The 12,421-nt window shown below is 67.9% G+C and carries 14 protein-coding genes; 3 read left to right on the top strand and 11 right to left on the bottom strand.

The features are described 5' to 3' along the window. Positions 1–131: 131 nt before the first annotated feature. The 7 genes from AB4Z27_RS27500 to AB4Z27_RS27470 all read right to left on the bottom strand — a co-directional run bounded on the left by AB4Z27_RS27500 (position 132) and on the right by AB4Z27_RS27470 (position 6,560). Positions 132–599: a DUF2269 family protein gene (locus AB4Z27_RS27500; protein WP_441592572.1), complete on the bottom strand. Its 468-nt coding sequence runs from the start codon at positions 597–599 to the stop codon at positions 132–134. Continuing rightward, positions 572–1,888 carry an SDR family oxidoreductase gene (locus AB4Z27_RS27495; protein ID WP_441645767.1) on the bottom strand — a complete coding sequence of 439 codons (1,317 nt, stop codon included), beginning with the start codon at positions 1,886–1,888 and terminating at the stop codon, positions 572–574. Before AB4Z27_RS27495 ends, AB4Z27_RS27500 begins: the two co-directional genes overlap by 28 nt. Before the next feature lie 72 nt (positions 1,889–1,960). Next, on the bottom strand, positions 1,961–2,488 hold the full coding sequence (locus tag AB4Z27_RS27490) for a GbsR/MarR family transcriptional regulator (RefSeq protein WP_441592511.1): 528 nt from the start codon (positions 2,486–2,488) through the stop codon (positions 1,961–1,963). A 43-nt stretch (positions 2,489–2,531) separates the two neighbouring features. After that, positions 2,532–3,590 carry a VWA domain-containing protein gene (locus AB4Z27_RS27485; protein WP_092295167.1) on the bottom strand — a complete coding sequence of 353 codons (1,059 nt, stop codon included), beginning with the start codon at positions 3,588–3,590 and terminating at the stop codon, positions 2,532–2,534. Then, positions 3,587–4,609: a DUF58 domain-containing protein gene (locus tag AB4Z27_RS27480; RefSeq protein WP_441645766.1), complete on the bottom strand. Its 1,023-nt coding sequence runs from the start codon at positions 4,607–4,609 to the stop codon at positions 3,587–3,589. Before AB4Z27_RS27480 ends, AB4Z27_RS27485 begins: the two co-directional genes overlap by 4 nt. Then, a complete protein-coding gene (locus AB4Z27_RS27475; protein ID WP_441645765.1) occupies positions 4,587–5,600 on the bottom strand; it encodes an AAA family ATPase in 1,014 nt (337 codons plus the stop codon). The genes AB4Z27_RS27480 and AB4Z27_RS27475 overlap by 23 nt, the downstream gene beginning before the upstream one ends. A gap of 12 nt (positions 5,601–5,612) precedes the next feature. Then, entirely contained in the window at positions 5,613–6,560 is a 948-nt protein-coding gene (locus AB4Z27_RS27470; RefSeq protein ID WP_441645764.1) for a S1C family serine protease, read from the bottom strand. A 76-nt stretch (positions 6,561–6,636) separates the two neighbouring features. On the opposite strand from AB4Z27_RS27470, the gene AB4Z27_RS27465 reads away from it, so the two are divergent. Then, the gene (locus AB4Z27_RS27465; protein ID WP_092295159.1) at positions 6,637–7,701 is read left to right on the top strand and encodes a VWA domain-containing protein; all 1,065 of its coding nucleotides are present in this window, start codon (positions 6,637–6,639) and stop codon (positions 7,699–7,701) included. A gap of 59 nt (positions 7,702–7,760) precedes the next feature. On the opposite strand, the gene AB4Z27_RS27460 is transcribed toward AB4Z27_RS27465, so the two are convergent. From AB4Z27_RS27460 to AB4Z27_RS27445, 4 genes are all read right to left on the bottom strand, one after another. Next, a complete protein-coding gene (locus AB4Z27_RS27460; RefSeq protein WP_092295157.1) occupies positions 7,761–8,144 on the bottom strand; it encodes a hypothetical protein in 384 nt (127 codons plus the stop codon). A 153-nt stretch (positions 8,145–8,297) separates the two neighbouring features. Beyond that, positions 8,298–9,488, bottom strand: a complete 1,191-nt coding sequence (locus AB4Z27_RS27455; RefSeq protein ID WP_441645763.1) for a CaiB/BaiF CoA transferase family protein — start codon at positions 9,486–9,488, stop codon at positions 8,298–8,300. A 17-nt stretch (positions 9,489–9,505) separates the two neighbouring features. After that, complete coding sequence (locus AB4Z27_RS27450; protein WP_441645762.1) at positions 9,506–10,501, bottom strand: tripartite tricarboxylate transporter substrate binding protein; 996 nt, start codon at positions 10,499–10,501, stop codon at positions 9,506–9,508. A 30-nt stretch (positions 10,502–10,531) separates the two neighbouring features. Beyond that, entirely contained in the window at positions 10,532–11,293 is a 762-nt protein-coding gene (locus AB4Z27_RS27445; protein ID WP_092295151.1) for an enoyl-CoA hydratase/isomerase family protein, read from the bottom strand. An 80-nt stretch (positions 11,294–11,373) separates the two neighbouring features. On the opposite strand from AB4Z27_RS27445, the gene AB4Z27_RS27440 reads away from it, so the two are divergent. Then, positions 11,374–12,051 (top strand): GntR family transcriptional regulator, encoded by a 678-nt coding sequence (locus AB4Z27_RS27440; protein ID WP_441592515.1) that lies wholly within the window; start codon positions 11,374–11,376, stop codon positions 12,049–12,051. 106 nt (positions 12,052–12,157) lie between these two features. Further along, positions 12,158–12,421, top strand: a 264-nt coding sequence (locus AB4Z27_RS27435; protein WP_441645761.1) for a CDP-diacylglycerol diphosphatase, incomplete at its 3' end; no start/stop codon positions are given.

Raw genomic sequence — 12,421 nt, 5'->3', positions numbered from 1 at the left:
GGCAGATGGAAGTTCATGCAACAGGCTCCTCAGGAAAGAGGCGCCAGTCTAGGTACCGCCACGCTGCACTACAACGCCATGCGCCGCACAGGATTTGTGCGGGGGCTGCACAGGCGCGGCCAGCCTTCCCCTTACATTGGCTTCATCACCATCAGCGCGAACACGACCACCATCGCGGTGAAGGCCGGATAGCCGAGCAACTCCCAGCGGCGCGCGTAGTGCCAGTAGAGATCGGGCAGGGCCGTGCCGTTGTCATGCGCGGCGATGGCCATCCGGCACATGCGGATCTGGTACCAGACCACGGGCAGCCAGCAGGCGCCTGCGAACAGGTACAGCGCGCCGGAAGCCAGGATCCACGTGGACGTAAGCGGAAACCCGGCCACATGGAGCATGTACGCACCGGTCAGCGGCTGGATGATGACCGCCGGCGTGGTGAACCACCAGTCCGCCCGGACGACGAGCCGGGATACCACCGCGATGGCCTCCACGGACCCCGAGCGGTTGGCAAAGAACAGGTAGAACGCCGTCCCGAATCCGGTGCCGACCAGCAACACCGACGAGATGACGTGAATCACCTTGATGGCGAGGTATTCCATGATTCCGGCTCCATGTAGAGGATCAGCAGAATGGCGAGGAYCGGCAGGTTCTTGAGCACCGGCCCGAACGGATGGGCGAGGAACTCCGGCATCGCCACGGCGATGACTGCCGAGTAGCCGAGGATCAGCGCTGCCTGGGCGACCCATAACGCGCGGCGCGGATACAGCAGGCAGGCCACACCCATGGCCAGGTCGAGCCCGGCAGCGCCATACAGGGCGACCGTCGCCGGCATGCCGTGAATGCCGGTGGCGCCCAGCAGCGCCAGGCTGTCTTCCATCGGATAGACGAACAGCGTGATGAAGGCCGTGGCCATCCAGACAATGGCCATGACCGCGCGCAACAGCGGCAGCCGCCAGGTGGCGATAGCGCGATGGCGCAGGGATTCCGCCTGGGCCGGGGCGATGAACTGGTCCACGCGCCGGGGCGGGTGACCAAGCCACGCCGTAATGGCCGCGTCGTCGTCGGTACATCCGGCCTGCAGCATGCGCCAGTTGTCCGGCGTGAGCGCAGCGCCGGGGACAAATCGCCCGAGCGCCGCAGCCATCGCCATCAGCGGCGCGGGCGCCGTCAGCCAGTGCGCTGACGGCAATCCCATGCCGCGTCGGTAGTGGTCGAGCATGCCTTGGTAGGAGACCTCGCTGCCGCCGACGCAGGCAAGCGTCTGGCCGGGCGGGGTGGCCGGGTCGATCGCCACTTCCACGATGGCGACGAGGTCGTCGATGTGGATCGGCCGGAACCGCGCGTCTGGCAGGGCGGGAATCGGCACCACCGGCAGCGCCGCCAGTGTGCGGAACATGGCGGCCGACGTGCCTTCGTCGCCGTAGACCAGCGAGGGATACAGGATCTGCCATGCGACGGCTTCCACCGGCAGCGCCCGCAGCGCCTCGTCGGCGGCATGCTTGGAGTGGAAGTAGGGCGTGTCGCCCTGCTCGGCGCCGAGCGCCGAGATCTGGACCACGCGGCGGACGCCAGCCTGGGCGCAGGCCTGGAACAGGGCTGCCGGCGCCCGGTGGTGCAGGTCGTCGAACCGGGCTTGGGCGCTTTCGACGATGATGCCGACCGCGTTCACGACCACGTCGATGCCCGCCAACCGGGGCAGCCAGGCCTCGACGGTGGTGTCCTTGCTGAAATCGATGGCGATGTCGCGGTCTGATCGTGGGGTGCGGACCCCCCGCACCACCTCATGGCCTGCCTGCTCCAGCCGCCTACAGATTGCCGCGCCGATGAAGCCCGATGCGCCGCAGACCAGCACCCTCCTGCGGGTGGGGAAGTGGTTCGTGATCTCGTTCATACTGTTTTTTCAGTAAAGACAGAAATACTGCGTGAAAAAGAAACGGGCAGTCGCCCGTTCGTCGTGGTGGCTTCAGGATCGTCTTCGCACGGCGTTGCTGATCTTGGCGGTCAGGCCCAGCGTCTTCATCAGCGTCTCCGGTTTCAGTCGCAGCATTTCATCGGCCAGCGTGCTCATGGTCTCGATGAACTTCAGGGTTTCGGCAATCCGCTCGCGGGTGCCAGCGTCCTCGTCCTCGAGGGCGGGATTGTCCAGGCATTCGCGCAGGGCCACAGCGGTGGGGTCGATCTCGCGCTGGCGCCGGCCTGCCACGATCAGCTTGAACAGCTCCCAGACGTCGCTCGACGTCTCGAAGAAGTCGCGGCGCTCGCCTTTTAGGTGCACCACCTTCACCAGATGCCAGGACTGGAGTTCCTTGAGGCTGTTGCTGACATTGGAGCGGGCCACGCCCAGGGTGTCGGTAATTTCCTCGGCGTCCATCGGACGGGCGGCCAGGTACAGCAGGGCGTGGATCTGCGCCACGGTGCGGTTGACGCCCCAGCGCGAGCCCATTTCACCCCAGTGGAGCACGAAGCGTTCTGCGATCGGTTTCAATTCCATGGATCGCATTCTATTGCTTCAGTAATTTCTGTCAAGAGAGAAATTACAACACCCTCCCAAACCACCACAGCGACAGCAACCCGGCGCAGCCGGCCAGCAGGGCGCCCAGCGCGGCGAAGAAGGCGGTGATTTCCACCTGGTTGCGTTTGTCGAASGCCAGCTTGGCGCTGAGGGCGCGGTAGACCTTCTTGAGCTGGCTGGCATCTTCCAGGCGGAAGTATTCGGCGCCGGTCACGTCGGCCACCTGTTTCAGGACCTTTTCGTCGAGCTTGACCCGGGCCGACCAGCCGTCCACSGAGAGCACCACGCCGTCCGTCGTGCCCACGCCTACCGTGTAGATGCGGACGCCGTGGGCGGCGGCGAGTTGGGCGGCCTGGACCACCGCCGGGCCGGCGTTGCTTTCGCCGTCGGAGAACAGGACGATGGCGCCCGAGGCGTAGGAGCCGGGTCGCTTGTCGTCGTCGCTACCCAGCGCATCGGCAGTCTTCTGCGGGGGGATGTCGTCGTCCATGAGGAGCGCGGCGTCGGGGGTGGCCTGCGGGAGCAGCGTGGTGAGCGCGATCAGCAGGCCGTTGCCGAGAGCCGTGCCGCCCTGCGGTTTCAGGCGGTCGATGGCGCTGGCCACGTCTTCCCGGTTGCGGCTGGGCGCGTGCGCCACGGCGGCCGTGGCGGCCATCGCCACCACGCCCACCTTGACCCCCGAGGGCTGGGCGTCCAGCAGCACCTTGGCGGCCTGCTGGGCGGCGCGAATGCGGCTCGGCTTCACGTCCTGCGCACGCATGCTGCCGGACAGGTCCATCACCAGCATGACGGTATCGATGCGGGACGGCAGCATCAGCACGGCCTGCGGGCGGGCGATGGCGAAGATCAACGCGCTCAGGGCCAGCAGCGCCAGCCCGGGCGACACGTGCCGGCGCCAGCCGGCGCCGCCCGTGGTGGTCAGGCCGACGCTGCGCAGCGCGGGATAGTGCACCGCTGCGCGGCGCCGGCGCGCATCGAGCCAGACATAGCCGGCCCCCAGCACCAGCACGAAGCCGAGCAGCCACAGCATTTCCGGCCACAGGAAACTGAAGAGGGGCAGGCGGCTCATCGCATCGATCATGATGCCCCCGCGCCGCTCGCGGCCCCTTGCCGATGGCGTCGCTGCCGGGCGAAGTGCAGCAGCGCCAGATCGAGCCGGGCGTAGGTCGACAGGGTCAGGCACTCCACGCCGGCCCGCGCGAAGCCCTGCCGCAACTCCGCCTCGCGCGCCTCCGCGGCGGCCGCAAAGCGCTTCCGGAAGGCCGGGTCATGGGTGTCGACGAACATCTGCTCGCCGGTTTCGGCATCCTGCAGCACCACCAGCCCAAGATCAGGCAGGGCCACTTCCAGCGGATCGACCAGCCGCACCGCGACGATTTCGTGGCGCCGGGCCAGCATGGCGAGCGAGGCCTGCCAGCCCGGCGCGCTGATGAAGTCGGAGACCACGAACATCACGGAGCGGCGTTTCGCCACGGACCGCGCGCGTTCGAGCAGGTCGCGCAGCCGGGTGTCGCCCGGCGAAGCGGCGGGCGTGGCCTGCATGCGGTCGAGCAGGTGCAGCAACTGGCGGCGCCCCGCGCGCGCCGGGATCACCGAGGTGGCGATCTCGCCCGCGCCGCCGTAGAACACCGCGCCTACCCGGTTGCCATAGCGCGTCAGCAGCAGCGCCAGCACGGTGGTGAAATCGTTCAGCAGGTCGCGCTTGCGCACGCTGCCCGAGCCGAAGTCGATCGAGCCGCTCAGGTCCAGCAGGAACCAGACTGCCACCTCGCGGTCTTCCTGGAACTCGCGCACATGCGGCGTCTGCAGCCGCGCGGTCACGTTCCAGTCGATGTGGCGCACATCGTCGCCGGGCCGGTATTCGCGCAGATCGGCAAGATCCAGCCCGAAGCCGCGGAACAGGGTGCGGTAGTCGCCCTGGAGCATGCCGTCCAGCCGGCGCACCACGGTCCATTCCAGGCGGCGGACCAGCGCCTCGGTCTGGCTGACGCGCGGGCCGCCCAGCGGCGCCTCCGCAGGCGGGGGGACCGGCGGGAGCGGGGCGGCGGCGGCAATGCCGTCCGCGCCGGYCCGGCGCCTASCGAACAGCCGCCCGAGCATGGGTTTCCAGYGGCCGYTCCGGCACCGGCAGGGCCTTGAGGATGCGTGCGATCAACTGGTCCGCCGTCACGCCATCGGACATGGCTTCATAGGAGAGCGCCAGCCGGTGGCGCAGGACATCGGGCACCAGATCCACCACGTCCTCGGGCACGGCATAGTGCCGGCCGCGCAGGAAGGCCAGCGCGCGGGCGCCTTCGATCAGGCCGATGGTGGCGCGGGGGCTGGCGCCGAAGGACACGTAGCGATCCATGTCGGCGAGATCGTAGTTGCCGGGCTTGCGGGTGGCCGCCACCACGCGCACCGCGTACTGGATCAGTTCCGGGTCGACATAGACCTTGCGGCAGGCTTCCTGCAATTCGACCAGATGCTCCGGCGTGGCAATCGCCCCGACATGGATGCGCGGGCCGGTCACGCGATTGACGATGACGACCTCCTCCTCCTCGCTCGGGTAGCCCACCAGCACCTTCATCATGAAGCGGTCSACCTGCGCCTCGGGCAGCGGGTAGGTGCCCTCGGTCTCGATCGGGTTCTGGGTGGCCATGACGAGGAAGGGCGCCGGCACGCGATGCGTCTCCCCGGCGATGGTGACCTGCTTCTCCTGCATCACTTCCAGCAGCGCGCTCTGCACCTTGGCCGGGGCGCGATTGATTTCATCGGCCAGCAGCAGGTTGGCGAACACCGGCCCGCGCACGGTGGAGAACTCGCCGGTGCCCTGGTTGTACATGCGCGTGCCGACCAGGTCCGCCGGCAGCAGGTCCGGCGTGAACTGGATACGCTTGAACGTGCCGCTCATGGTGCGGGCGAGCGTGTTGACGGTCAGCGTCTTGGCCAGGCCCGGCACGCCTTCCACCAGCAGGTGCCCCCCAGCCAGCACGGCCACCAGTACCCGCTCCAGGAAGTGGTCCTGCCCCACCACCACGCGCTTCACCTCGTACAGCAGGCGTTCCATCAGGTTGGCGCTGTCCGCAGCGCTCCGGGCTTCGTCGTTCATAGGCCTCCGCGTCTAGAAGGGGGAAGATCCGATGGATGCGCCGGCACTTTCGATGGTGATGGCAAAGCCAATACCGAGGAAAGTGCCGTCCTTGTTGGGGTTGAGGATGGCCGTGACGATGCCCACCACCTCGCCGTTCATGTTGACCAGCGGCCCGCCCGAGTTGCCCGGGTTGGCGGCGGCGTCGAACTGGATCAGCTTGTCCAGCTTCTGCTTGTTGTCCGGCGAGATGAACTGGCGGTCCASCCCGGACACCACGCCGGCGGAGACGGACGGGCCGATGCCGAACGGAAAGCCCACCGCCACGACTTCGGCGCCGGGCGCCAGCTCCCGGCTGGAGCCGAGCGTGGCCGCCGGCAGGTCGTCGGGGATGGATTTGGCCTGCAGGATGGCGATGTCCTTTTCCGGAATCGCCTGGAGGATGGATGCCTCGGCGACATGCCCGTCGTGGAAGCGGATTTCCACGCGGCTGGCATCGGCAATGACGTGGTGATTGGTGATGACGATGCCACTTTCGGTCACGACCACGCCGGTGCCGATCTGGCGCTCTTCGGTCTTGTGGTCGGGCATGCCTTCCGTGGCGATTTCGTCACGCGGCGGGGCGGGGGCCGGCGCGGGGGAAGGTGCGGAGGATTTTGGCGAGGATTTCGGGGAAGGTTTGGCGGCTTTGGCGGATGGCGCCGGCTTGCTGTTGGGCGCCGCCGGTGCCGGYTGCGCCTTGTCTTCCCCCGGCGCGTAGCTGCGGACTTCCACCACCGACTCGCGCACCGCCTCTGCGGCGCGCGCCGTGCGCGACGGCAGGCTCTTGGTTTGCAGCGTATGGAGCACGGCCGAGTCGATGTCTGCCTGCGTGGGTGCGCGCGCCGGGGCGGGCTGCATCAGCCAGGCGGAGCCCACACCCAAGGAGAAAACGAGCGCGACTGCCGCCGAGAGCCATCCGTAGATCGTCACCCGTTTCATTGCTGCTCCCGAGGTCCCGTCCCGCCGTTGGAAAATACAGTACCATCGTTCTCACTCACGCGCCAAGGAGCAGGGCATGCAGTTTCTCTGGCCGCAAATGCTCTGGTTGCTGCTGGCGCTCCCGCTGCTGGCCGCGGCCTATCTCTATCTGCTGGCACGGCGTAAGAAGACCGCGCTGCTTTATGCCAGCCTGACGCTGCCCCGCGCCGCGCTTGGCACGCGCCAACGCCTGCGGCGCCATATTCCACCCCTGCTGTACTTCGTGGCGCTGGCCCTGGCGCTACTGGCCTGCGCGCGCCCCAGCGCCACCATCACCCTGCCATCGGACACCGTCACGCTGGTGCTTGCCATGGACACCTCGCGCAGCATGGAAGCCACCGACGTGGCGCCCACACGCATCAGCGCCGCGCAGCAGGCGGCGCGGGACCTCATCATCGGCCTGCCGGCCAGCGTGCGCCTGGGCATCGTGTCCTTCGCCACGACTGCCACGGTGGTGCTGCCGCCCACCAACAACCGGCAGGACATGCTCGACGCCATCGAGCGCTTCCAGCTCCAGCGTGGCACGGCCACCGGCAGCGGGCTGATCCAGGCGCTGGCGGTGCTGTTTCCCGACGATGGCATCGATCTCGAGGACATCCTGTTCAATGGCATGTCGGCCCGCCCCGGGCGCGGCCCCCGCTCGCTGGACGAGGCCGCGTCGGCGGATGCCGCGCGCAAGCGCGATCAGGAGCGGGAGGCGGTGCAGCCGGGCTCGTACCGGCACGGCGCGGTGATCCTGCTGAGTGATGGGCGCCGCACCACCGGCCCGGACCCGGCGGAAGCCGCGCGCATGGCGGCCCAGCGCGGGGTGCGTGTCTATACCGTGGGATTTGGGTCGACGCAGGGCGGCGCGGCGGGGGAATCGAACCTGTCTTACTTCATGCAGCTCGATGAACCGGCGCTGCGCGCGGTGGCGACGATGACGGGTGGGGAGTACTTCCAGGCCGGGTCGGCGGCCGACCTGAGTCAGGTTTATCGCCAGCTCAGTGCCCGCTTTGCGATGGAGCGCAAGGAAACCGAGGTGAGCGCGCTGCTGGCGGCGGCGTCGGTGGTGTTGCTGGTGGCGGCCTGCGCCTTGTCGATGCTGTGGTTCCGGCGGTGAGCGCTGGCACGCCGGGGCACCAGCGCGGTGCCTCGGCGTGCCGGGCTGAACGGGCTGGATCAGGCCCCGTCGAGGAAACTGCTGCGCTGGCCGAGCCGCGAGCCTAGTGCGTCGGGCGGCAAGGTGGTGTTCGCTGCCGCGCTCGGGTCCATCGCCGGACTCATGGTGGGGGCGGGGGCGACGGTTGCCGCGATGGGCGCGCCAGCCGACGGCGGCACGCCGTACTGGACCGACTGGCCGGAGCCTTGCGCATAGGTGTCGGGTGCAGCAGGCGGCACGCCTTGCTGCACGCCCACCGGGGACGGCGCGGCCGACTGCATCGGCGGTTGACCCTGTTGCGCCGGTTGCATCGGCTGGGCCGGCAGCGTCTGCTGCGCCAGCAGCGGATAAGACGCGATCATCGCACCAGCCATCAACAGGGATTTCGCCAGATGTTGCTTCATTCGTGTACCTCCTAAAACGCCTACAGGCATGGGAGTGACCACTGTAGCGTCGAGGCACCTGACATTCTGTTTGATTGTGCAACTGTCATTTACGAGCCTTGCCCGTCACGGCAAGGCCGGTTAGTTACGCGCGCGAACCCTGATTAGCGGGGCCTACAMCCGGAACTCGGCCAGCAGCCGGGCGCGGTCCTGGTCGAGCGCCGGCGGGTTGCGCACGCCAGAGAGTGCGTCCGCCGTGCCGATCTTGATCGGGTTGCCGGCCACGCGCAGCGCCTTGCCATCGCCGATGCCGATGTCCAGCAGCATGCCGCGCGCCGCCACGTGCGCGTTCTCGACCAGCTCCGGCACGCCGTTGAGTGGACCATGCGGCACCCCGGCGGCTTCCAGCGCAGCTTCCCACTCCGCGGTGGTGGCATCGGCCAGCCGGGCTTCGAGCGCCTCTTTCAGGATGGCGTGGTGCTCGTTGCGGGCCGGCACCGTGGCAAAGCGCGGGTCGCGCGCCCATTCCTCGCGCCCCAGCGCCGCGCAAAGTGTGGTGAACAGCGCATCGTTGCCCACGGCGATGACGATGAAGCCGTCGCGCGTGGCGAACATGTCGAACGGGGTGATCGACGGATGCCGTGTGCCCAGCGGCTTCGGCACGCCGCCCGTGGCCGAGTAGCGTGCGATCGGGTTCTCCAGCAGCGCCACCTGGCAGTCGAGCATCGAGATGTCCACGCGTTCGCCCAGCCCCGTGGCCGCGCGCTTGAGCAGCGCGGACTGGATGCCGATGGTGGCGTACAGCCCCGCGCCGATATCGCCAATCGATACGCCCACGCGCGCCGGGTTGCCGCCGGCCTCGCCAGTCACGCTCATCAGGCCGCCCATGGCCTGCACCACCATGTCGTAGGCGGGGCGGTTCCGGTAGGGGCCGGTCTGCCCGAAGCCGGAAATCGACGCGAACACCAGGCGCGGGTAGCGCGCGTGCAGCGTCGCCCAGGTGTAGCCGAGCTTCTCCATCACGCCSGCGCGGAAGTTCTCGATCAGCACGTCGGCCGACTCCAGCATCTTTTCGAGCACCTTGCGGTCGTCGGCCTGCTTTAGATCCAGCGCGATCGATTCCTTGTTCCGGTTGATGGAGGCGAAGTAGGCCGACTCGCCATCCACGAACGGGCCGACCTGGCGCGAGTCGTCGCCGCCGTTGGGGTGCTCGATCTTGATGACGCGGGCGCCAAGGTCGGCCAGCATCATCGTGCAGTAGGGGCCGGACAGCACCCGCGTGAGATCCACCACCGTGAGGCCCGCCAGCGGCAGCAGGCTCTGGCCCGCCGGAGGCGTGGGGGTGGAATTGGCCGGGTTTGTCATTGCATGCTCCATGTCATTCAATCGATCTTCGCGCCGCTGGAGACCGCCAGGTCCACGCCGATCCGGCCTTCGCGCGCCGCGTATTCCTGGAATTCGGCCACCGAGGCGGAGACCGCCACTTCGTCGCCCTGCATCAGGAATTTCTTCTTCAGTTCGGGGTTGGCCATGACCTTGGCGGTGGCCGCGTAGAGCTTGTCGATGATCTCGGGCGGCGTCTTGGCGGGCGCGAACAGGCCGTACCACGCGGACAGGTCGTAGCCCTTCACGCCGCCTTCGGCAATGGTCGGCAACTGGGGGTTGGCCGGCGAGCGCTGGGCGGACGTCACGGCAATCGGCACGATCTTGCCGGTGTCGATCATCGGCTTGACGGACGGCGCCGTGCCGAAGGTGAGCTGCACGTCGCCGGCGGCCACGGCCTGCGCGGACGGCGCGCCGCCCTTATACGGCACGTGGGTCATCTTCACGCCGGCCAGCTTGGTGAAGTAGACGCCGGCCAGATGGGTGATGACGCCGTTGCCGGAGGACGAATAGTTCAGCGAGCCCGGGTGCGCCTTGGCCTGCGCCACGAGGTCGGCCACATTGCGGATGCCGATGTCCTTGTTGACGGCCAGGATCATCGGCGCCGCCACCAGCCGGGTGATGGGGATGAAATCGGACGGCTCGTACTTGATGTTCTTGTAGAGCACCTTGTCGCCGCCCATCAGGCTGGCCGTGGCGATGTAGAGCGTGTAGCCGTCCGCCGGCGCCTTGGCGACGAACTCGGCGGCGATGGTGGTGCCCGCGCCGGGCCGGTTGTCGACGATGACGGGCTGGCCCAGTTCGCGGCTCAGCGCATCGCCATACAGCCGTGCCGTGTTGTCCGCGCCGCCGCCGGCGGGAAAGCCGATGACGAGGCGGATGGGTTTGGTCGGGTACGCCGTCTGCGGCGAAGCCTGTGCAGGCAGCGCGGTGGCGACGWGGGCCAACGTGGCCAGGGCGGCCAGTGACTGCGTGGATACGGGGGTCTTTTTCATGGTGTGTGTCTCCTCCGGGTAGCTGTATCGCTACTTGCCGCTGAATACCGGCTGGCGCTTTTCCTTCCACGCCGCCGCGCCTTCCCGGAGATCTGCCGAGATCTCCGAGCGATGGATGTCCCGCGCCAGCGCGTCGGCATCGAGCGTGCCGCGCGCCAGCGCGTTGAGGTGCTGCTTCATGCCGAGCAGGGCGATGGGCGCCATGCCGGCAAGCTGGGTGGACAACTGGTCCACCCGCGCGTGGAGCGCCTCCGGCTCGACCATCTCGGTCAGGAAGCCGATGTCCAGCATGGTGGCGGCGTCGATCCGGTCAGTGGTCAGAAACAGGCGCTTGGCGGCGTTCAGGCCGAGCCGCGAGACGTAGCGCGCCATGCCGCCGCGATAGAAATGCAGGCCCAGGCGGGCGGCCGGCATAAACATGTCGCAGCCGGGCACGCCGATGCGGAAGTCGCACGCCAGGCAAAGATCGGTGGCGCCGCCGTAGACGCCGCCGTTAATGGCGGCGATGGTGACCGGGCGGGCGGCTTCGATGACGTCCATGACTTCGCCGAAATTCAGCGCGCCTTCGTCGGCCTTGCCGGCCAGCGAGCCGATGTCGTAGCCGCTGCAGAAATACTTGCCGGCGCTGACGAAGCGGAGCACCAGCACGCGCTCCATCTCGTTGACCGCCTCGATGTGATGCCGTATGGCGCGCAGATCACCTGGATTGAGCCGGTTTGCCACCTCGGGGCGGCGTAGCGCGAGGGTGGCGATGGGGCCGTCCACAGTGAGCAGAGGCGAGTTATCATCCATTCCGAAATATCTCCCGGTCTTCTTGATATATTCACGAAGCCTACAGATATTTTCTATCCGGAACAAAAGAGGGTATACCCGTGCAATCACTCCAGGATCGCATTCGAGAAAACGTGGTGTCGGCCATTCAGACCGGCGCGCTGCCCCCGGGGGCACAGATCGACGAGAAGGCGCTGGCCGACGCGTTCGAGAGCTCGCGCACGCCGGTGCGCGAGGCGCTGCTGATGCTGGCCGCTCAGGGGCTGGTGACCATCGTGCCGCGCGCTGGCATGTTCGTGCACCAGCCGACCGCCGCCGAACTGGTGGCGATGTTCGAGACGCTGGCCGAGATGGAGGGCGTGGTGGCGCGGCTGGCAGCCCAGCGCATTACGGCGGCCGGCAAGAAAGTGCTGGCCAATGCGCACGAAGCGGCAGCCGAGCACGTCGAGCGCGGGGATACCGCCGGCTATATCGAGGCCAATCGCAAATTCCACGACGTGCTGTACCAGGCGGCAGCCAATCCGTTCCTGTCCGAGCAGATCGTGCAGTTGCGCCGCCGGCTGGCGATCTACTGGCAGAAGAAGGGGCTGATCAACGACGCCCGCGTGCCCAGCTCCCACCGCGAGCACGGGCATGTGGTGGAGGCGGTGCTGGCGGGCCATGCCGACGTCGCCGCCGAGGCCATGCGGACGCATATCTCGGCAGGCGGCAAGGCCATCGCCGATCTCGTGCTGCTGGCCAGTGCGGCGGTGGACCAGGGCGGCGTGCAATCCAGATAGCCAGTCCGGCCCTATGGTAGAAATGCCACACAAGTTCTGGTAACTCTCCCGGGTCAGGCGCGCGCCCCGCGCCCCAGGCATCTCACCCATACCCAGGAGTTTTCCGATGCGAGGTTTGTTCGTCGCGATCATTGCGGCCTGCGTTTCGGCCGTGGCCAGCGCGGAGATCGTGTGGCCGCCGAATGCCGTCGGCGGTTTCACCCGCAACGGTCTCTGGCGCAACGTGCAGGCGCGCTGCCTCACGGACGGCRCGCCGCGCCACGCCGACTGCGCCGTGGTCGATCGCGACCGGGGCCTCGTGCTCTACAAGGACTACGTCGGCGCCTCGCACTACCTCGTGATTCCCGATCATGCCGTCAGCGGTGTGGAA

Source organism: Cupriavidus sp. KB_39, from assembly GCF_052114485.1.
Taxonomy (GTDB): Bacteria; Pseudomonadota; Gammaproteobacteria; order Burkholderiales; family Burkholderiaceae; genus Cupriavidus.
The sequence above is the reverse complement of the archived record's forward strand: the minus strand, read 5'-3'. Positions and strand labels throughout refer to the sequence as shown.

What these genes read in the sequence shown, in the direction of transcription:
- AB4Z27_RS27460 (WP_092295157.1), bottom strand. Translation starts at nt 8,144, where the DNA reads ATGAAGCAACATCTGGCGAAATCCCTGTTGATGGCTGGTGCGATGATC.
- AB4Z27_RS27490 (WP_441592511.1), bottom strand. Translation starts at nt 2,488, where the DNA reads ATGGAATTGAAACCGATCGCAGAACGCTTCGTGCTCCACTGGGGTGAA.
- AB4Z27_RS27445 (WP_092295151.1), bottom strand. Translation starts at nt 11,293, where the DNA reads ATGGATGATAACTCGCCTCTGCTCACTGTGGACGGCCCCATCGCCACC.
- AB4Z27_RS27465 (WP_092295159.1), top strand. Translation starts at nt 6,637, where the DNA reads ATGCAGTTTCTCTGGCCGCAAATGCTCTGGTTGCTGCTGGCGCTCCCG.